Origin of the sequence: Actinomyces naeslundii (assembly GCF_001956585.1) — a bacterium.
Lineage (GTDB): Bacteria > Actinomycetota > Actinomycetes > Actinomycetales > Actinomycetaceae > Actinomyces > Actinomyces naeslundii.
Genome location: NZ_MSRR01000024.1, coordinates 48,470 through 68,586 on the forward strand (window position 1 = coordinate 48,470; position 20,117 = coordinate 68,586).

Sequence of the window (20,117 nt, forward strand, 5' to 3'; positions counted from 1 at the left end):
GGTGATGGTGTGGGGTCTGACGGACGGCGCCCGCGCACGCATAGCGTGGCGCGGGCGCCGTCTTCTAGAGAGTCATGCTCTCGGTCTGGTCTCAGGCGAGCTTGGAGCCGACCAGGGCGGTCAGGCGGACCAGGGCGTTGGAGTAGCCCCACTCGTTGTCGTACCAGGAGAGGACCTTGACGAGGTTGCCGATGACCTTGGTCTCGGTGGCGTCGAAGATCGAGGTGTGCGGGTTGCCCACGATATCGGTGGAGACGATCGGGTCCTCGGTGTACTCGAGAACGCCCTTGAGCTCACCCTCGGCGGCGGCCTTGACGGCGGCCTTGACGGCGTCGACGGAGACCTCCTTCTCGGCGATGAAGGTCAGGTCGGTCAGCGAGCCGGTCGGGGTGGGGACGCGCACGGCGAGGCCGTCGAACTTGCCCTTGAGGGCGGGCAGGACGAGGGCCACGGCCTGGGCGGCACCGGTCTTGGTGGGGATCATGTTCAGCGCGGCGGCGCGAGCACGGCGCAGGTCGCTGTGCGGGGCGTCGAGAACACGCTGGTCACCCGTGTAGGAGTGGATGGTGGTCATGATGCCGCGCTCGATACCGAAGTTCTCGTGGAGGACCTTGGCCAGGGGGGCGAGGCAGTTGGTGGTGCACGAGGCGTTGGACACGATGTTCATCGTGGCGTTGTCGTAGTCGCCCTCATTGACACCCATGACGAAGGTGCCGTCGACGTTCTTGGCGGGAGCGGAGATGACGACCTTCTTGGCGCCACCGTCGAGGTGGGCCTTGGCCTTCTCGCCGTCGGTGAAGAAGCCGGTGGACTCCACGACGACCTCAACGCCCAGGTCGCCCCAGGGCAGGTCGGCGGGGTTGCGCTGAGCAAGCACCTTGATGTGCTTGCCGTTGACGGTGATGCCATCCTCGTCGTAGGAGACCTCGCCGTTGAAACGACCAAGGATCGAGTCGTACTTGAGCAGGTGGGCCAGGGTCTTGTTGTCCGTCAGATCGTTGACGGCGACAACCTCGATGTCGGCGCCCTGCTCGAGGGCGGCGCGGAAGAAGTTGCGGCCGATTCGGCCGAAGCCGTTAATACCAACGCGGGTGGTCACTTTGTGTCCTCCTAGTGCGCCGGTAGAGGCGCACGGTTGCTGGGCTCTTCTCACACACAGCGTGTGCTCCGGAACATCGTCAGCTCACATCTCCGATTCAGCTCCGGCACGGCCGAGTCTAGCCACACTGGGCAGCCGCTGGGAGCCACTGGCCACGCCACGGGCGAACACTGTGACGCAGAATCCAGCCTTCACGGGACTGATGACCATCGATTGTCCTCACGCCAGGACCGAGGTCCCACCTGGACTCAGGGTTCGAGCATCTCCTGAGTGAGGACAGACTCCGTGTCGGGGATGCCCAGCTCGTGCGCCTGCTTGTCCGCCATGGCCAGGAGCCGGCGGATACGTCCGGCGACGGCGTCCTTGGTCAGCTGGGGGTCGGAGAGCTGGCCGAGCTCCTCCAAGGAAGCCTGCTTGTGGGCGATCCGCAGCTGACCGGCCTGGAGCAGGTGGCCGGGGACGTCATCCCCCAGGATCTCGAAGGCGCGCTCGACCCGAGCCCCCGAGGCCACGGCGGCGCGGGCGGAGCGACGCAGGTTCGCGTCGTCGAAGTTGGCCAGACGGTTGGCCGTCCCCCTCGACTCGCGCCGGGAACGGCGCTCGGCCCACACCTTGAAGGCCTCTGGAGCACCCATTCGCTCCAGGAGGACACCGATGGCCTCACCGTCACGGACGACCACGCGGTCGGCTCCGCGCACCTCGCGGGCCTTGGCCGAGATGTCGAAGCGCCGCGCGGCCCCCACAAGAGCCAGCGCAGCCTCGGAGCCGGGACAGGTGACCTCCAGTGAGGATGACCTACCGGGCTCGGTCAGCGAGCCTCGGGCGAGGAAGGCTCCGCGCCATGCGGCTGCGGCGGCATTGCGCCCCCCTTGGACGACGGCGACCGGCATGCCGCGCACCGGCCGTCCGCGATCGTCGACCAGGCCGGAGAGCCGGGCCAGGTCCTTGCCCCGTTGAGTCACGCGCAGCACGTAGCGGGATCCCCGGTGCAGGGATCCGCCCTGCACCACCATGACCTCGGGCTCCATCCCGTAGAGCTCCTTGAGGTGCTGGTGCAGGCGGCGTACGGCCCCGCCGTGGTCGAGCTCGGCCTCGACGACGATGCGCCCGGAGACGATGTGCAGTCCCCCGGCGAAGCGCAGCATCGCGGAGACCTCAGCCCGTCGTTGGGCGGCGTTCTCGGTGACAACGAGCGCGAGCTCATCCTTGACGGTGACCGTCAGCGACATTGGGTGGGCTCCTCGTGCTCGGGGTCGTAGCCGGTGCCGATGGCAACGGACGGACTATGGATATGGGTACTGCCGGCGTGACTCAGGTGCAGCCGGTGCTCCGCTCGAGAGAACCATGGGGCGGACAGCGACCGGGGCGGATGAGACGACATGGTGATGTGGTGCGGCGCCCGAAGGCGCGTCTAGGAAAATTCCTAGCAGTGCCACCCTGCTGCGGGCTGGGCGGGGACCCAAGGAATTATGAACGATGGCGAGCAGCAGGATTCTTCAATGAGTCCATTGTCACGATCCACGGGGTCCACCTAGATCTGCCGGGACCCGGCCACGCTGCCGGCCGCGTCAGGTCTGCCTCTCGTCGGTGACGTCGCCCAGCGCCCCCTCGAAGGCGTCCCGGAAGGCTGCTGCCAGGCGCAGCGGGTCGTGGTGACGCAGTGCCTCGCCGGTGCGCACCTGCCGTAGGACGACGGTGGCGCCCATGGCTGAGGCCACCGACTCCAGATCGGTGACGTCCTCAACGGTGGAGGGATCGGCCAGAACCACGTCCAGGCGCAGGTCGGGTGCGTACTGACGCAGGACCCGCAGGTGATCGGCGCTGGTCATCCCATCAGTCTCGCCCTGCTGCGCGGAGAGGTTGAGGACCACGACCTTGCGGGCCGAGGTGCCCACCAGGGCCTGGCGCATGGAGGGAAGAATGAGATGCGGGAGCACCGACGTGTACCAGGACCCCGGCCCCAGAACCACCCAGTCCGCCTCATCAATGGCCCGCAGCGCCTCAGGGTGGGCATCGGCATCCTGCGGAACGATCCCCACGTTCTCCAGGCGTCCTCGGGCTGAGGCCACCGCCACCTGTCCACTGACCCTGCTGCTGGTACCGCCTGAGACGATATCCGCCTCGATGACCAGGGGTGAGGATGACATGGGCACGACCCGGCCGTGGATCGTCAGCAGTCGTCCCACCCAGTCGAGTCCGGCGACGTCGTCTCCCAGCAGCTGCCACAGCGCCAGGATGAGCAGGTTTCCCAAGGCGTGGTTATCGAGCTCCCCGTGCCCCTCAAACCGGTGCTGGAGCACGTCCCGCCAGGTCAGCCCCCACTCGGAGTCCTCGCACAGGGAGGCCAGCGCCATCCGCAGGTCCCCCGGCGGCAGGCAGTCGAACTCCCGACGCAGACGCCCCGAGGACCCGCCGTCATCGGCGACGGTGACGACGGCGGTGAGCCGGTGGGTGACGTGCCGCAGCGCCCGGAGCGTGGCGGACAGGCCGTGCCCGCCCCCCAGGGCCACGACGGCGGGCCCCTCCTCGCCTCGGCGGGGCCACCCGGCTACATCGATCGTCGTTCCCACTGGCTACTCCCGTCCCAGGTCACGGTGCTGGACAACAACCTCGAAGCCCGCTCTACGCAGCCTGGCTCCGAGCCGCTCCGCTGAGGCCACGGAGCGGTGCTTGCCACCGGTGCATCCCACAGCCAGGGTAACGTGGGGCTTGAGTTCATCAATGTACTGCGGGAGTGCGGGAATGAGCAGGTCCGCGTACCCGTCGACGAAGGCGCCCGCCCCCTTCTGGGCGAAGACGTAGTCGGCCACCGGGGCGTCACGGCCGGTGAGGTGGCGCAGCTCGGAGACCCAGTAGGGGTTGGGGATGAAGCGCACGTCCAGGACGTGGTCGGCATCCAGGGGAATGCCGTACTTGAACCCGAAGGACATGACATTGATGCGCAGGGCCAGGTCGGACTCGTGGGCCACGAGCTCACGCACTCGGCGGGCAAGGTCGTGAACGGAGTAGTCGGAGGTGTCGATGACGATATCGGCCACGCCCCGCAGTCCCCCGAGGAGAGTGCGTTCGTGCTCGATCCCGTCCAGGACGGAGCCGTTGCCCTGCAGGGGGTGGGGCCTGCGGGAGGACTCGAAGCGCCTGACCAGGACGGCGTCGGAGGCGTCCAGGAAGATGAGCCGTACGTCGGTGCCGTTGTCGCGGACCTTGCGCAGGTAGTCCATGAAGTGGGAGAAGAACTCGCGGCTGCGCACGTCGACGACGGCGGCCAGCCGGTGCACACCGGCTCCGACCGTGGTCATCATGCCGGACAGGGCCGGCAGCAGCTGGGGCGGCAGGTTATCCACCACGTACCAGTCGAGGTCCTCCAGAGCGTTGGCCGCGCGCGAGCGCCCGGCCCCGGACATGCCCGTGACAATGATCAGCTCGGGCCGTTCGGCGGGCGGAACCGGAGGGGTGGCCTCATCGAGGGCCGGGATCTCGATGGGAACCGTGTCCTGAAGCCGCTTGCGCTTGCCGGAGGAGGGCTGAGGGCGGCGCTCGTCATGCATACCCCAAGCATCGCACGTCCAGGCGCCTCCGCCCGCCGACGAGGCCGGATTACCGGTAGCGTTTCACCGTTGCCCGTACTCACTGCCGCCGGTTCTCGGCAGCCAGACGTCAGGAGGCCCCATGAGCCCCTCCCCTTCTTCCGACCAGAGCGCTCACCCGTCCCCCTCCGCGTCCCAGGGGAGTGCGGCGCCTCAGCCCGGCGCCCCGGTCCTGGGCACGCCCTGGACCCGCAGCGCGACGAAGGTGGCGTTGCTGGGCGCCGGCGAGATCGGCAAGGAGGTGACGATCGCGCTCAGCCGCCTGGGTGTGGAGGTCACGGCCATTGACCGCTATGACGGGGCGCCGGCCCAGCAGGTCGCCCATAACGCCCTGACGGTGGACATGAGCGACCCCACGGCGCTCACAGCCGCGATCCGCTCCAGCGGCGCCACGATCGTCGTCCCGGAGATCGAGGCACTGGCCACCGACGCCCTCGTGGCCCTGGAGCAGTCCGGTGAGGTACGGGTGGTGCCCACGGCCCTCGCGACGCAGCTGACGATGAACCGTGAGGGGATCCGCCGTCTGGCGGCCGAGGAGCTGGGCCTGCCGACCAGCCCCTATGCCTTCGCCTCCAGCCCGGAGGAGCTGGCAGCGGGCGCCCAGCAGGTGGGCTTCCCCTGCCTGGTCAAGCCGGTCATGTCGTCGTCGGGCCACGGCCAGTCAGTGGTGCGCGGCCCGGAGGATCTGGACGCGGCATGGCACTACGCGGCCACCGACGGGCGCGTGGACCGGGGCCGGGTCATCGTGGAGGGCTTCGTCCGCTTCGACACCGAGATCACCCTGCTCACGGTGCGCTGGCGCGACCCGGGTACCGGAGAGACGGTGACGAGCTTCTGCGAGCCGATCGGGCACCGACAGGTCGACGGGGACTACGTGGAGTCCTGGCAACCGCAGAACCTGAGTCCGGTGGCCCTGGAGCGGGCCCACCAGGTGGCCCGGGCCGTCACCACGGCGCTGGGCGGGTGGGGGCTGTTCGGCGTCGAGCTGTTCATCTGCGGGGAGGAGGTTCTCTTCTCCGAGGTCTCACCGCGCCCGCACGACACCGGCCTGGTGACACTGGCGAGTCAGCGCCTGAGCGAGTTCGAGCTGCACGCCCGTGCCCTGCTGGGCCTGCCTGTGGACACCTCGCTGCGCTCCCCCGGCGCCTCGGCGACCATCAAGGCGACGGGCGAGTCCGCCCCTGGCGAGGGCGTGAGCTTCGCCGGCCTGGATGAGGCGCTCGTGCAGGACGGGGTGGACCTGCGACTGTTCGGCAAGCCCGAGGCCCACCCGGGTCGACGCCTGGGCGTCGTGGTGGCCTGCGCCGACGACGTACAGGTCGCCGTCGACCGGGCCCGGGCCGCGGCCCGGGCAATCCGTCCCAGCGTCTGAGTCGGCCGCCCGGGTCCGGAATCGCAGCGCCTACCCCCGCGGCGGTTCCTGCACCGGAGGCACGAGGGAGGCACCGTTGGAGGCGATGACGTCGCGGTACCAGCCGAAGGACTTCTTGCGGTAGCGGGCCAGGGTGCCGTTGCCGCCGTCGTCACGGTCCACGTAGATGAACCCGTAGCGCTTGGACATCTGGGCGGTGGAGGCCGAGACCAGGTCGATGCAGCCCCAGGAGGTGTAGCCCAGGACCTCGACGCCGTCGGCAATGGCCTCGGCGACCTGGACCAGGTGGTCGTTCATGTAGGCGATGCGGTAGTCGTCCTCGACCGTGGGACCGTTGGGTCCGTCAACGAGGACGTCCTTGGCTCCCAGGCCGTTCTCGACGATGAACAGAGGCTTGCCCCAGCGGTCCCAGTAGTCGTTCAGGATGGTGCGCAGGCCCGCCGGGTCGATCTGCCATCCCCACTCGGAGGCCTCGAGGGTGGGATTGGGGACGCCGCCCATGAGGTTGCCCCGGCCGGCCTCGGCCGACTGGGTGACGGTCTCGCACACGGACATGTAGTAGGAGAAGGAGACGAAGTCGACGGTGTGCTCCCGCAGCAGCACGCGGTCCTCCTCGGTGATCTCCAGCTCGATGCCCTTGTCCCGCAGGGTCCGCCGCAGGTAACCGGGGTACTCACCACGTACGTGGAGGTCCCCGAAGGCGTAGTTGGCGCGCTCTGCCTGCTTGGCCGCCCACACGTCCCGGGGATCAGGGGTGAGCGGGTAGGTGGGAACGGCCAGGATCATGCAGCCGACCTGGATGTCGGGGTTGGTCTCATGGGCGATCCTGGTCGCGGCCGCGGAGGCGACGAGCTCGTGGTGGATGGCCTGGTAGAGGTCCTGCTCGCTGAGCCTGTCCTTGGGCGTGGCGATGCCGCCGGATAGGAAGGGCTCATGGAGCACGGAGTTGATCTCGTTGAAGGTGAGCCAGTACTTGACCCGCTTGCCATAGCGCTCGAACAGGGTGCGGGCGTAGCGCTCGAAGAAGCCGATGAGGCGGCGGTCGGTCCAGCCGTCGTAGGTGCGCGCCAGGTGCAGCGGGGTCTCGTAGTGGCTGATGGTGACCAGTGGCTCGATCCCGTGCTTCTCGAGCTCGTCGAGGACCCGGTCGTAGAAGGCGAGTCCTTCCTCATTGGGCTCGGTCTCGTCGCCGAGCGGGAAGATGCGGCTCCAGGCGATGGAGAAGCGGAAGACCTTGAAACCCATCTCCGCGAACAGGGAGATGTCCTCGGCGTAGCGGTGGTAGAAGTCGATCGCCTCGAGCTTGAGGTTATCCGGTGTGGGAGCCTGGGTGGGTGGGGCCATGATGCCCCGAGGCATGACGTCCTGGACGGACAGGCCCTTGCCGTCCTCGTTGTAAGCGCCCTCGATCTGGTTGGCGGCGGTGGCCCCGCCCCACAGGAAGCCGTCGGGGAAGTTCGGATTGCTCTTAGAAGTAGTGGACGTGGCGGTCATGTGCGTGTCTCCTGATGTGTTCTCTCAGTTTCGGTTCATCGGTTAGGTATCGGTTCAGTGGTCGATCTCGACCACGGTGGTACTGGTGGTGACCTCACCATCAACGATCGGGACGACGGCGCCCAACGAGGCGGTGTTGGTGACGACGAGGATCGTGGTGGGGTCGTAACCAGCGTCGCGAATCGCCTTGAGATCAGCGTCTACCAGAGGCTCACCGCGCCCGACTCGTTCACCGGCGCTCACTTTGGGGGTGAACCCCTCTCCCTTGAGATTGACGGTGTCCAGGCCGACGTGGATGAGGACCTCCACACCGTCGTCGGTCTTGATGCCGTAGGCATGGCCGGAGTCCATGGCGGTGACGACGGTCCCAGATGCCGGTGCGACGACGTGGCCGTCGGAGGGGACGATGCCGACTCCGTTGCCGAGGGCCCCGGAGGAGAAGACCGGGTCGGCGACGTTCTCCAGCGGCATGGCAGATCCGTTCATCGGTGAGGTGAGCGCGGTGGTGGGCTCGGCATCACTCTCCTCGGAAAGGACCGGGGAGGGCTCATCCGGGGACGGGTCCTTGAATCCGAGGATGAGGGTGAGAGCCAGGGAGATGACGACGGCGACGACCATACCGATGAAGACCAGGACGAGGTTTCCGTGGTTAATCAGCGCAGGAATACCGATGAGGGAGGGGAAGACGAAGGAGGTAGTTGCCCCGTTTCCTGCTGCGACAATAACGCCACCCGCAGCACCGCCGATGCAGCCGTAGAGGAAGGGACGTTTGAGAGGCAGGTTGACACCGTAGATCCCGGGCTCGGTAATGCCGGCCAGGAAACCGGACAGCGAGGCCGGTCCGGCCAGCTCCCGCATCTTCATGCTTCGTGTGCGGATCATGACACCGAGGGTCGCGGCCGCCTGGGCCAGCACGGCGGGGAAGATCGGCCCCGCCATGAGGGAGAAGCCCGGGTCGTTGTACTGGGCGATCATGACCGGTACCAGGCCCCAGTGCACACCGAACATGACGAAGACCTGCCAGAAGGCTCCCATGACGGCGCCCGCCACCCAGGGCACGTGCTCGAAAAGCGCGTTCATCAACGAGGCGATGCCGTTCGACGCCGCGGTCGTCACCGGGCCGACAGTGATGAGGGTCAGGGGGACCATGATGAGCAGCACGAGCAACGGCACTGAGAAGTTGCGGATGGCTGAGGGCAGAATCCTGGTCAGCCAACGCTGTAGATGGGACTGGAACCACACGGCCACAATGATCGGGACAAGAGAGGACGTGTAGGAGGCCATGACCACCGGAATACCGAAGAAGGTGACCTGGCCGCCGGCGTCGTTGAGCGCGACGATCTCGGGATACACCAGGGCTCCGGCCAGGGCCACGGCTGTCATCTCATTGGCTTTGAAGTAGCGCGCCGAGGTGATGGCCAGCAGGATCGGTAGGAAGTACAGGGCTGAGTCACCCGCGGCATTGAGGATCGTGTGGGTGGTGGAGTCCTCCTTCAGCCATCCCAGCGTCGTTGTCAGCGTCAGAAATGCCTTGATGAGGCCGGTTCCCGCAAGCGTCCACACCACGGGGTTGATGAGGGCCGAGACCATCTTGATGAACCGGTCGAACAGGTTGCCGTCGTTGCCGGTCGATTCATCGTCGTCGCCGGTCAGGTTGGTGAGCCTGACCAGTTCTTCGTGGAGCAGCGGCACGTCGTTGCCGATGACCACTTGGTACTGGCCGCCGGCCTGTACCACAGTGACGACGCCGTCGAGTGCTTTAACAGCCTCGGTGGAGGCCTTGGACTCATCCTTGAGAACGAATCGCATACGGGTTGCGCAGTGGGTCATGGAGGCGATGTTCTCCTCGCCTCCGATATTGTCCAGCAGCCGCGGCGCCAGCGCCGCATAGTCGACCTTCGCCATTGATGTCCTCCTGAGTGAGCAACCGCTTCCAGGAAACAAAAAAGACCCGAGACAGTGACAGCGCGTGAACGCTGGAGTGTCTCAGGTCTTGCCCCGGTCGGGTCACAATCCTACGAATTCCTTGCCGGAATTCACTAGAAACAATATAAACAATCGAACCATCGAACAAGACAGAATTTTGTGTTACGCGTCACTCTGCGTGGCCTGCTGCAGGGAGGAGGTCAACCGGGCAACGTGCAGGGCGAGGTAGGCGGTCTCATCATCGGTGACGGCGGTATTCAGGCGAATCTCCAGCAGATCCCTGATACGCCGGGCCACTCTGTAGGCATCGGGATCGGAGATGCGCAGGGCCTCAGCGACCAGGGAGGACGTACCGTCCTCGATCTGCACCGCGGTGCGTGCGCGTACCAGGAAGTAACGCAGGTGGACCGCGAAGCGCGCAGCGTTGACGGAGTCCGCATCGAAGGCTTCGCCAAAGGACTTCTCCAGCAGCCGCATGACCTGACCAATGAGTCTCGACTGCTCGCTGGCGGCCTGGGCCGAGGGAGCGCCGATCGCAGCGGTGAAGAGGTGGAGGGCCAGTGCGACAGCCTCACCGCCAGGCAGCTGGACCTCTTGCGCGGCGTTGATCTCCTCGACCATGGCCTCAGCCAGCCGCAGCTCCTCGGGATGCAGGTGGGCGACCTCGGCACGCAGCGGATAGTCCATGGTCAGCCCTTGGCAGACGCGCGCCATGGCCTGGTTGATGTGGTCGACAACGGCGATCAGGGTCGAGGAGGGAACATCCGTGTTCAGGCCCCGGGCCGCCTTGCGGAAGACCCGCTCAATGAGTGCCAAGCGCTCCAGCGGGATCCCGGCGATGACCTCCGCCACCGATTGGGCATTATCGGCCGGGATGTAGCGACGGGAGATGAGAGAGGCGTCGACGTCCTGGCCGCGCTTGCGCTGAAAGCCGAGGCCTCGGCCAGTCAGGATCGCCTCACGCCCAATCTCGTCGCGCGCGAGCACGACGTTGTTATTGAGCACTCGCAGTATCTCCACGAGCCGATTGTGCCATGAGCCGCTCGCCCCCGAATGACGAAGGGCGAGCGACCACTGGCACAAGATGGGAGACGCCCGAGGCAGCCCCGATGCCGGTGAGACCGACTCAGTCCTGCTCAGTCCTGAAGGCCCACCATGACGGAGGACGCCTTGACGACGGCGACCGCCTTCTTACCCTCTGCCAGCTCGAGCTCCTCGATGGCCGCGTTGGTGATGGAGGAGGTGATGATGACACCGGGAGCGACCTCGATCTTGACAACGCCGTTGACGGCGCCCTTCTCAATGGAGACGACGGTGCCGGGCAGCTGGTTGCGGGCGGAGATCCTCATGAGGGTTTCCTTTCGAGTTGATGTCTGCTCAGCCCAGCGCACTGTGAAATCGCACTACTGTTTGTTTTCTGGACTGTTGAGGTGAGCCACAATAGTACCTGCCAGAGCCGGCCCGATACCCTTGACGCGGGTGATGTCGTCCACCTCGGCCTGCCGAATGCGTTTGACGGATCCGAACTCGCGCAGGAGAGCCGCCTGTCGGGCGGGCCCGAGACCGGGAACGCCGTCCAGTACCGAGCGGGTCATCCCGGCCGAGCGCTTCTTGCGGTGGTGGGTGATGGCGAATCGGTGGGACTCGTCGCGCAGGTGCTGGAGCAGGTAGAGGGCAGGCGAGGTACGCGGCAGGATGACGGGGAACTCCTCCCCCGGCATCCAGACCTCCTCCAGGCGCTTGGCCAGACCGATGAGTGGAACATCGATGCCGAGCTCGTCGAGGACCGAACGGGCGGCGTTGACCTGCGGCAGACCGCCGTCGACGACGACGAGCCCGGGCGCGTAGGAGAAGCGCCGGGCCTTGCCGGTCTCGGGGTCGATAGGACCGGAGGCGACGGCGATACCCTCGGCGTCCTCGATCTCCTCGGCCGCACGGGCGGCCGCCTCGCCCTGTCCCTGCTCAGCGATGAGCCGCTTGAACCTCCGGGTGAGGACCTCGTGCATGGCTGCAGTGTCATCGGTCGCCCCGTTGCCGTCCTGGCCGCGCACGGTGAAGCGGCGATAGTCGGACTTGCGCGGCGCACCGTCCTCGAAGACCACCATGGAGCCGACCTGGTAGGTGCCCTGGGTGTGGGAGATGTCGTAGCACTCGACGCGCAGGGGTGCCTCGGGCAGGTCGAGGGCCTCGGCGAGCTCATCAAGAGCGAGAGTGCGCTGGGTGAGGTCACCGGCACGACGGGTCTTGTGCAGGCGCAGGGCTTCCTCAGCGTTCCTACGCACCGTGTCCATGAGAGCAGCCTTGTCCCCGCGCTGCGGAACACGCAGATCGACCTTCCCTCCGCGAAGCCCCTCCAACCACGCACGCACGGTGGCGGCGTTGCTGGGCATCTCGGGGACCAGGATCTCCCGAGGCACCGCGGTGGTGGCTGTGTGGGCGACATCGTCGACACTGGTGGCCGCCGACTCGCCGTTGCGTCGGGAGGCGGCACCGCTGGAACCGTTGGGACCGCTGCGGGGCTGGGGGCTGGAGGGGGCGCGGTCGCCCACCCCGACCGAGGTGGTGGTGCCCGAGGAGGCGGGGGCTCCGCCCTGGTGGACGGCGCCGTCGTCGGCAGGATCGAGAAGGGAGGCGTAGACCTGCTCGAGGAGACGTTCGATGAGCTCGGAGTCTTCGGCGTCGTCAATGAGATCGACGACCCAGCCGCGCTGTCCGCGCACCCGGCCACCACGCACGTGAAAGACCTGGACCGCAGCCTCGAGCTCGTCGCGGACCAGGGCGAAAACGTCAGCATCAGTAGCATCGGGCAGGACGACGGCGTTGCCCTCGATGACCTTGCGCAGCGCGGCGGCGTCGTCGCGCAGGCGGGCGGCCTTCTCGAAGTCGAGGGCTGCTGCGGCAGCCTTCATCTCCGACTCCACCTGGCGCAGATAGGGACCGGTTCGGCCGGCCATGAAGGCGCAGAAGTCCTCGGCGAGCGCCCGGTGGTTTTCCGGATTGATGCGACCCACGCACGGCGCCGAGCACTTGTCGATATAGCCCAGCAGGCAGGGGCGGCCTGATGCCTGGGCACGGCGAAAGACGCCGGCTGAGCAGGAACGGACGGGGAAGACGCGCAGCAGCTGGTCGACGGTCTCGCGGATGGACCAGGCCTGGACGAAGGGCCCGAAGTAGCGGGTCCCGGGCTTGCGGGCCCCGCGGACCACCTGAACCCGGGGGTAGGTCTCCCCCATCGTCACCGCCAGGTAGGGATAGGACTTGTCATCCTTGTACATGACGTTGAAACGGGGGTTGAACTCCTTGATCCAGGAGTACTCCAGGGCCAGGGACTCCACCTCGGTGGATACGACGGTCCACTCCACGGCGCAGGCGGTGGTCACCATCTTCTGGGTGCGCGGGTGCAGGGCAGCGAGGTCCTGGAAGTAGCTGGACAGGCGCTGGCGCAGGTTCTTGGCCTTGCCGACGTAGACGACACGTGCCTGATCGTCCAGGAACCGGTAGACGCCCGGGGACGTGGGGATCTCGCCCGGGGCGGGACGGTACGTCGAGGGGTCGGCCATGCCCGCTAGGGTAGACGCCGACCGACCTTGCCCACGACATGCTGCCCCGCAGCCAGTCGCCCGAAGAGCAAAGGCCCGAGCCAGCAGGGCTCAGGCCTTCGTATGTGGTGGGCGATACTGGGATCGAACCAGTGACCTCTTCCGTGTCAGGGAAGCGCGCTCCCGCTGCGCCAATCGCCCGAGGTGGGTACCGGATTCGAACCGGTGTAAACGGCTTTGCAGGCCGGTGCCTAGCCTCTCGGCCAACCCACCATGAGAATGCTGGGGCTCGGCGCTCCCGGCTCCTCGGAGCGGATGACGGGACTCGAACCCGCGACCCTCACCTTGGCAAGGTGATGCTCTACCAACTGAGCCACATCCGCGCGATCCCTCACGGTTCGACCGAACCGCTCGGTGCTGGAAAACCATAGCATCACGATCACACCGACAAGCAAACAGCATCGCGGTGATTCACCTCACCGGGCAGCCGTTTGCTCCGGGGGTGCCGGCCTGACTATGGTTAGCGCCGCACAGGGCGATTGGCTCAGGGGTTAGAGCGCCTCGTTCACACCGAGGAGGTCACTGGTTCGATTCCAGTATCGCCCACCACAGCATCCTGACACCAAGTTGACAGTACCCGCCCCAAGGGCGGGTACTTTTACATCACCTACATCACCCCGCTCTGCAAGCAGATGAGCAAAGGCGAACTCAGAATCGGCCTCCCACTATGGATGCCGTCACAGTCTCCGCTCGACTGTCACAATTCGATGCGCCGATGTGTCTGATGGGTATGAGTCCAACGCATCGCACCACCATCGTCATCATCGGGGCCGGGTACGCCGGGATCATGGCAGCCAACCGGATTGCTTCTCACCCAATGGCCACCGCCCTCACACGTGTTCGCCTCATCAGTGCCTCGACACACCTTGTCGAGCGTATTCGTCTGCATGAGGCTCTTCGTGCTGAAGAAGACCCGGTACGGCCCTTGTCCGAGCTGCTCAACCCAGCCATCGACGTTGTCATCGGCCGCGCGACGAGCATCGATCGCAAACGGGGTGTCGTCCATCTTTCCGATGGCGACCCCATTCCCTTCGACCAGGTCGTCTTGGCGACCGGCAGCACCAGCCGGGCACCTGCTGGAGCCCTGCCGATCTCCGGGATCGCCGATCTGCAGCCGCTTCGAGATGAACTTGTCGGCTCTTCACACACGCGCATTCGCGTCGTCGGCGGCGGCCTCACCGGGATCGAGACCGCCGCGGAACTTGCTGAGCAAGGATTCGATGTTGAGATCGTCGACTCCGGCACCGTCGGCTCCCACCTCGGCGTACGAGCCCGCAAGCAGGCCTCTCGCCAACTGCGTCGACTGGGCTGCACGGTGACCGACAACCAGTTGTGCCAGCCCGAGCCCGGCATACTCACCATATGGACCGCAGGTTTTGCACCGGTCACTGTTCCGTGCGATCCACCAGTGTCGACCTCTTCCGACGGGCGCATCGTGGTCAACAGGTTCCTACGCTCCCCCGACGATCCCAGGATTACCGCGATCGGCGATTGCGCTGCGCCTCCGGCCTCGCACCTGCGCCCCAGCTGTGCCTCAGCCCTGTCTCTGGGAGCCGTAGCCGCTGATATCCTCATCTCCGGCGTGCTGAAGACCCCAGCGCCGTCCAACACGGGGGTCGGTTATGTCATGCGCTGCGTCTCGCTGGGACGCAACCGCGGCCTCGTCGAGCACGTAAGTCCGGACGACGTTCCCAACGGTCCTGTCCTGACGGGGAGAACGGCCCGGCGAGTCAAGGACTGGGTCATGGACCGCACTACTCAGTGGTTGATCGAAGAGGCTCAGCGCTCCGGCTCGTACCGTATCGTGAGAGGCCCAGCTCAATGACTGCTTCCGACCAACCCGCAGATATGGACAACAGGTCCGGTCAGGATTTCGAGGAACATCGCGCCGTTCTGTTTACCCTCGCCTACAGCATGCTTGGTAGCGCGGCGGAGGCCGAGGACATCGTGCAGGAGACATGGCTGCGTCGCCAACGCGTCAGGGAACCGGTGCGGCAGGAGCGCGCGCTGCTGTGCCGTATCGCCACACGCCTGGCACTCAACGCGATGCGCTCCGAGGCCAACCGGAAGGAGTCCTACCTGGGGCCGTGGCTTCCCGAGCCGGTCGCCACTGAGGCAGATCTGGCCGACGACCTGATCCTGGCGGAGACGGTCTCTGAGGCGACGCTGATGGTACTGGAGACCCTCTCCCCCGCCGAACGCGCAGCATTCCTCCTGGTAGAGGTCTTCTCCCTGTCATCGGCGGAGACCGGTCGCATCATCGATGCATCCGATACCGCCGTGCGCCAGCTGGTGCACCGTGCACGCACCCGGCTGCAAGAAGGACGAACACACCGACGCGCCAGCCCCTCTCCCGAGCTGTGGACCGAGCTGACCAGTGCCATTCGCTCGGGAGACTTGGCGGCCACCGTACGTCTGCTGGCTCCTGAGGCGGTACTCGTGTCCGACGGTGGAGGCCGGGCCTCGGCGGCACGCCGTCCCGTCCGAGGTGCAGAGTCCGTGGCTCGCTTCCTTATCGGCATCGCCGCGAAGACGCCACAGTTCGATGTGGCGCCGGCGTGGCTCAACGGCGAGCTCGCAGCCGTGGTCAGCAGTTCCAGGAACGTAGAGTTCGTGGTCTTTCTGGTTGCTTCGGAGACTGGTGTTCAGCAGGTTCTCATCGTCCGCAACCCCGACAAGCTCGTGCGCATCGGCAAGCCAGTGAGACTGTCCCGCTGACCCTGGCGCGATCCGTCGTCAGATCCGGGTGCCGTCGGCGATCCTTCCGGGCGAACCCCCCGCTTCCACGTGCGCTTCGCCGGTGGCGACGACACCGGAACCGAAGGTCCAGTCGCCCTCCACGGTCAGCGACTGCGCGTCCTTGATCGAGGGGACTCCTTCTGGGAACCGAGCCTCGAAGTCCTGGATCTTCTTGTAGAAGCGGGGGTCGAGATTCACGGTGCAGGCGCGCTCCGGAACCATCTGCAGCAGGCCGTCGTCGTCAACCTCATAGACGTCCGAGCGCACCAGCAGCAGATCGTTAGTGGTCTTGACCGGCAGGAAGCGGGAGCGGGGCACCTCGATAGCGGTCGCCCCCTCGAAGGCCTCCACCGCGGCCCCCATGGCGGTCTCGAGCTGGATCACCGGTGTTGAGGCGGAGTCGGCGGGGTCGACCGTCTTGCTGTTCTTGATGAGCGGCAGCCCAAGAATCCCGCCGCGCTCGGCCAGGGTGTCACGCAGGACCTTCAGGTCGAACCAGAGGTTATTGGTGTGGAAGAAGGGGTGGCGGAACTGGTCGGTGAAGTAGTGCATCTGATCCTCAGGCGTCTGCGCCGTGTCACGCAGGATGATGCGTCCGTCGCTCTTGCGCACGGCCAGGTGCCCACCCTTGACATCGGCCGGCGTGCGGCGGCACATCTCCGGGGCGTAGGGCGCACCGGAGGCCGCGAACCAGCCGGCGATCCTGGCCGAGGGCGCCGCCCCGAGGTTGTCGGAGTTGGCCGTCATGGCGTACCGGTACCCCTTGTCCAGGAGCGCGTCCAGCAGCCCCGAGGCGAGCAGCGCGGTGTAGATGTCTCCGTGCCCGGGCGGGCACCACTCAAGCTCCGGATCGGCCTCCCACTCCACCGGGCTCAGATCGTCAGCACGGAGCTTGGGCTCACGGTTCTGCAAGAAGTCCAGAGGAAGGCCGTCGACCTGGATCTCGGGGTGCCCGGCCAGCACCTCGAGGGAGTCCTCACGGGTGCGGAAGGAGTTCATGAGGATGAGCGGCAGGCTCACCCCGTAGCGCCGGCGGGCGGCCGTGACCTGGTCGACCAGCAGGTCGAGGAAGGTCTTGCCGTCGCGCACCGGCAGGAGGGACTTGGCACGGTCCAGCCCCATAGAGGTTCCCAGCCCCCCGTTGAGCCGTATGAGGACCGTCCTGCTCAGCGCCTCTCGAGCCGCCTCGTCGCTGACCTCGACGTCAGCCAGGGAGTCGATCTGTGTGAGTGGCTCAATGGTCTCCTCGGGGATGAGTCCTGTGGCTCCGGCCTCCAGAGCCTGGTAGTAGTGCGTGAAGACCGTGATGGCTTGCTCGGCGACGCCTGCGTCGCGCATCTTGTGCTGGGCAGCAGTGAGTCCGTTCTCGCTCATGACGCATAGCCTAACCCAGGCTGACCGTTCTTGGGGCACTTTGTTCGACTCTGTGCGTTTGAGTAAAGCACGGCAGGCTCTACGCTCCGGCAGGTTATCCACAGGGGAGCGCTTCCCTCTTTTCGACGTCGGGCGCTCCCCCTATTCTCGTTCGAACCGGTTAAGTGACGAGCTGCTTGTTGCCAAGCACCGAGCGACGAGGAGAACCGTTATGTCCATCCCTCCCAATGTGGGCCCGAATGTCGCTCTGATTCTGCGGCGACTGGACCTCATCGAGAAGAAGATCGACTGGGTCGCCGAACGCGTCACCTGGCTGGCCTACACCGCTGGGAGCCCGGAACAGGCGCAAGGCGATCGGTCCACGACGACGGACAGTTCACCAACGACTCATGCCCCGATGTCCGCCGCCGAGAGCATCAATGTCCTCGATCACCGGGTCTCGGAGCCCCTGTCCACCACCACCTCGCCCGCAGCTGCGACGACGACGCCGGCAGGAACCCCTGCGACGAGCGCTGCCACCGAGCTCCCCACGAGGCTTTTCAGCGACTCTCCTACCCAAGCCGCCGACGAAGAGCTCCCCCAGCACGAAGTAGTCTCAGCCTCCGCTCCAGCAGTATTGCACGACGACGCGCCCCGAGTACCCGAGGTTGAGGAGCCGGTAGTCCAGGCCCCCAGGTCACCCGCCCCTGTATCACCCGAGCATTCCTCGGAGTCCTGGGCCAGTCCCGGCTCAACCGGCTATATCCCCGCTCCGTCCCAAAGGGCCGACACGGGCGATCCGTATCAAGGGGTACCGGTTGGAGCAGGTCACGGCTCTGGCGCCGAGGCTGCTGAGATTCCCGGCTGGGCGCAGCGAGCAGTGCGGGAGGGAAACCTCGGGCGCTACCTACTCTCCGGTGCGGCTGCGCTGCTGGTCCTCTCCGCCGGGGTCAGTCTCCTGGCCCTTGTCTGGGACTCCATTCCCAACCCGGTCAAGATCCTGGCGCTGGCACTCATCGCGGTCACGATGACAGCCGTGGGCGCCCGCCTCAGCGTCAGCCGTCCGAAGTACCGGGTCGCCGCCGCAACGATCACGGGAACCGGCGGCGGGCTCGGCTTCGTCTCCATCGTGGGTGCGGTTCTTCTCGGCGGCATGCTCGGACCGGAACCCGCACTTGTACTCATGGCCGGTTGGGGGCTCGTGCTCCTGGTCGTGTCTCATCTGACGCGGGTGCTGTTCACCGCGATCATCTCAACCATCGGCGCCCTGGTGACTATCGGCTTCGCATTCAGCCACGTGACGCATCAGGCAAGCACAGCGATCGTCACATGGCTGATGATCAGTGTCTACGTCACAGTCCTGGCCCTGACCTGCGCGGCCCTGTCGCGAGGGACGGGGCGGATGCGGTTGGCCGCCTGGTATCCGGTGACATCGGTGGTGGCAACGGTGGCAGCACTTGTCTTCGCACCAATCAGTCCGATGCTGCGTGTGTCCGTCGTTGGTGGCACGGGGATCGTCCTGGCTCTGTGCCTGCTACTGGTCGGCCAGGTAATGCACGCCGGCAGACGTCTGTGGAGCATCGGTATCAAGACTGCGGGCTGGGACTGGGGCCTGGCCGCCCTGGTCCTTCTGATGGTGTACCCGAATTTGCTGATGAAGCAGATAAGCCTTGAGGTAGTGCACTCCGTTGTCGTCGCCACCTTCATCCTTCAGCTCCTGCTGCTGGCCGGAGCCGCACTCGCAGTACTTGCCCCGCACAGCCCCGATCAGTGGCGCAGCGCCATGGCGATCAGTCACGAGGCGACCTTCTTCCCCCTCGCACTGGCCGCAATGGCGACCGTCAGCGATCCCCGGGCCTATCTCTTCGTCGTCGTCGCCGCGATGCTCTGCTTCCTTCCCGCCATCGTCGATGGACGGGCCGAGCCGGCTCCGATCCTGGCCCTCCTCGGTACCGCTCCAATCCTCGTACCTCCCACGACCATGTACGCCCGAGCCGATCGCCTGTCGCTCATCGCCTCGGTTGCGGTCTCCGTGCTCCTCGTGATGATGACCGAGGGACTGGGGGATCGGACAGCGCGGAGCATGCCCTCCCCCGCACCGAGCGGAGCGTCATCACGTGTCCAGTCGCGGCTACTGGCCTTGCGAGCGGCGCTGGCCGCCATTGTCTTCAACCTGGCGGTTCTCATTCCGTTCCTCGCCAAGGTTCTGGTCAACGACTCCCTGAGTGGCCGGGCGGCCCTGCACATGGTTCCGGGTCTGGTACTCATCGCCTTCATCGCTTTGGGAACCGTGTCAAGTGAGGCGACACCCCTCCGGGTGCTCAGCGGTCAGTGCCGGGGCTCTCGTTACAGGGTGGGGCCCCAGGGCCAGGCACTGCCCGACCCGAACAGCTCTCTGACCGGGGCGCCGGTACCGTCCTGGATCGTCTCGGGTCTTGCGGCCGTCACCGCTGTGGCGACCCTGTCGTGGGCGGAGGAGCTGAGCTCAACGACCTGGGCAGTAGCGCTGGCAGCTGTCGCCCTGGGGCTGGGAGCGTGCGCCACGTGGCTCCTGCTTCCCTGGGGACGGCGAGCGGAGGTGTGTCTGAGCCTGGCGATCGGAAACTCGCTGCTCATGTGGCTCTCGGTCATCGTCGTGACCAGCATCGCAGTGGGTTCAGTGCTCATGTCGGTGCTGGTGCTGCTGACCGGAGGGGCCTGTATCGTCGTCGGCTTCAGGTTGCGCCTGACCGTCCTGCGCCACTACGGGTTGACCCTGGTGCTCCTGTCCGTCCTCAAGCTGGCGGCTGTCGATACCGCCTCGCAGAACTCGATCGTTCGAGTCGTCTCGCTGGCGGCTGCCGGCATCATCTGCTTCGTCCTGTCGCTGATCTACAACCGCTACGCGCAGGAACAGCGTCGCGAGCAGATGAGCGGTGCACAGAAGCGCAACCGGACCTGAGGCGGAG

14 protein-coding genes and 4 tRNA genes are annotated in these 20,117 nt (G+C 66.3%); 5 read left to right on the plus strand and 13 right to left on the minus strand.

The window, feature by feature from the left end:
- Window positions 1-91: 91 nt before the first annotated feature.
- The 4 genes from gap to rapZ all read right to left on the minus strand — a co-directional run bounded on the left by gap (window position 92) and on the right by rapZ (window position 4,647).
- Window positions 92-1,099, minus strand: coding sequence for a type I glyceraldehyde-3-phosphate dehydrogenase (gene gap, locus BKH33_RS10810; protein WP_003784883.1), 1,008 nt, complete (start codon window positions 1,097-1,099; stop codon window positions 92-94).
- Between the two features lie 248 nt (window positions 1,100-1,347).
- The gene (gene whiA / locus BKH33_RS10815) at window positions 1,348-2,328 is read right to left on the minus strand and encodes a DNA-binding protein WhiA (RefSeq protein WP_075405977.1); all 981 of its coding nucleotides are present in this window, start codon (window positions 2,326-2,328) and stop codon (window positions 1,348-1,350) included.
- A 339-nt stretch (window positions 2,329-2,667) separates the two neighbouring features.
- Entirely contained in the window at window positions 2,668-3,669 is a 1,002-nt protein-coding gene (locus BKH33_RS10820; RefSeq protein WP_076066715.1) for a gluconeogenesis factor YvcK family protein, read from the minus strand.
- Window positions 3,670-3,672: 3 nt separating this feature from the next.
- Window positions 3,673-4,647, minus strand: a complete 975-nt coding sequence (rapZ, locus tag BKH33_RS10825; protein ID WP_003780742.1) for an RNase adapter RapZ — start codon at window positions 4,645-4,647, stop codon at window positions 3,673-3,675.
- A gap of 121 nt (window positions 4,648-4,768) precedes the next feature.
- On the opposite strand from rapZ, the gene purT reads away from it, so the two are divergent.
- Window positions 4,769-6,058: a formate-dependent phosphoribosylglycinamide formyltransferase gene (gene purT, locus BKH33_RS10830; protein ID WP_076142740.1), complete on the plus strand. Its 1,290-nt coding sequence runs from the start codon at window positions 4,769-4,771 to the stop codon at window positions 6,056-6,058.
- Between the two features lie 30 nt (window positions 6,059-6,088).
- On the opposite strand, the gene BKH33_RS10835 is transcribed toward purT, so the two are convergent.
- The 8 genes from BKH33_RS10835 to BKH33_RS10870 all read right to left on the minus strand — a co-directional run bounded on the left by BKH33_RS10835 (window position 6,089) and on the right by BKH33_RS10870 (window position 13,400).
- The gene (locus BKH33_RS10835; protein ID WP_003780739.1) at window positions 6,089-7,552 is read right to left on the minus strand and encodes a glycoside hydrolase family 1 protein; all 1,464 of its coding nucleotides are present in this window, start codon (window positions 7,550-7,552) and stop codon (window positions 6,089-6,091) included.
- 54 nt (window positions 7,553-7,606) lie between these two features.
- Window positions 7,607-9,457, minus strand: a complete 1,851-nt coding sequence (locus tag BKH33_RS10840) for a beta-glucoside-specific PTS transporter subunit IIABC (RefSeq protein WP_003780740.1) — start codon at window positions 9,455-9,457, stop codon at window positions 7,607-7,609.
- 183 nt (window positions 9,458-9,640) lie between these two features.
- Entirely contained in the window at window positions 9,641-10,498 is an 858-nt protein-coding gene (locus BKH33_RS10845; protein ID WP_003780752.1) for a PRD domain-containing protein, read from the minus strand.
- Between the two features lie 116 nt (window positions 10,499-10,614).
- Window positions 10,615-10,827 carry a TOBE domain-containing protein gene (locus BKH33_RS10850; protein ID WP_003780741.1) on the minus strand — a complete coding sequence of 71 codons (213 nt, stop codon included), beginning with the start codon at window positions 10,825-10,827 and terminating at the stop codon, window positions 10,615-10,617.
- 54 nt (window positions 10,828-10,881) lie between these two features.
- Window positions 10,882-13,038 (minus strand): excinuclease ABC subunit UvrC, encoded by a 2,157-nt coding sequence (gene uvrC / locus BKH33_RS10855; protein ID WP_003780761.1) that lies wholly within the window; start codon window positions 13,036-13,038, stop codon window positions 10,882-10,884.
- Between the two features lie 105 nt (window positions 13,039-13,143).
- Window positions 13,144-13,218 (minus strand) — tRNA-Val (locus BKH33_RS10860).
- 1 nt (window position 13,219) lies between these two features.
- A tRNA-Cys gene (locus tag BKH33_RS10865) sits at window positions 13,220-13,290 on the minus strand.
- A 37-nt stretch (window positions 13,291-13,327) separates the two neighbouring features.
- Window positions 13,328-13,400, minus strand: a tRNA-Gly gene (locus BKH33_RS10870).
- Window positions 13,401-13,550: 150 nt separating this feature from the next.
- Here BKH33_RS10870 and BKH33_RS10875 point away from each other — a divergent pair.
- The 3 genes from BKH33_RS10875 (at window position 13,551) to BKH33_RS10885 (ending at window position 15,795) form a co-directional block, all read left to right on the plus strand.
- Window positions 13,551-13,626 (plus strand) — tRNA-Val (locus BKH33_RS10875).
- Window positions 13,627-13,744: 118 nt separating this feature from the next.
- The gene (locus BKH33_RS10880) at window positions 13,745-14,902 is read left to right on the plus strand and encodes an NAD(P)/FAD-dependent oxidoreductase (RefSeq protein ID WP_232621438.1); all 1,158 of its coding nucleotides are present in this window, start codon (window positions 13,745-13,747) and stop codon (window positions 14,900-14,902) included.
- Window positions 14,903-14,925: 23 nt separating this feature from the next.
- A complete protein-coding gene (locus tag BKH33_RS10885; protein ID WP_003780749.1) occupies window positions 14,926-15,795 on the plus strand; it encodes a sigma-70 family RNA polymerase sigma factor in 870 nt (289 codons plus the stop codon).
- 18 nt (window positions 15,796-15,813) lie between these two features.
- Here BKH33_RS10885 and BKH33_RS10890 read toward each other — a convergent pair whose 3' ends face one another.
- Window positions 15,814-17,190 (minus strand): UTP--glucose-1-phosphate uridylyltransferase, encoded by a 1,377-nt coding sequence (locus tag BKH33_RS10890; RefSeq protein WP_003780765.1) that lies wholly within the window; start codon window positions 17,188-17,190, stop codon window positions 15,814-15,816.
- Between the two features lie 211 nt (window positions 17,191-17,401).
- Here BKH33_RS10890 and BKH33_RS10895 point away from each other — a divergent pair, with 211 nt between their 5' ends.
- Complete coding sequence (locus tag BKH33_RS10895) at window positions 17,402-20,110, plus strand: DUF2339 domain-containing protein (RefSeq protein WP_003780756.1); 2,709 nt, start codon at window positions 17,402-17,404, stop codon at window positions 20,108-20,110.
- Window positions 20,111-20,117 lie beyond the last annotated feature (7 nt).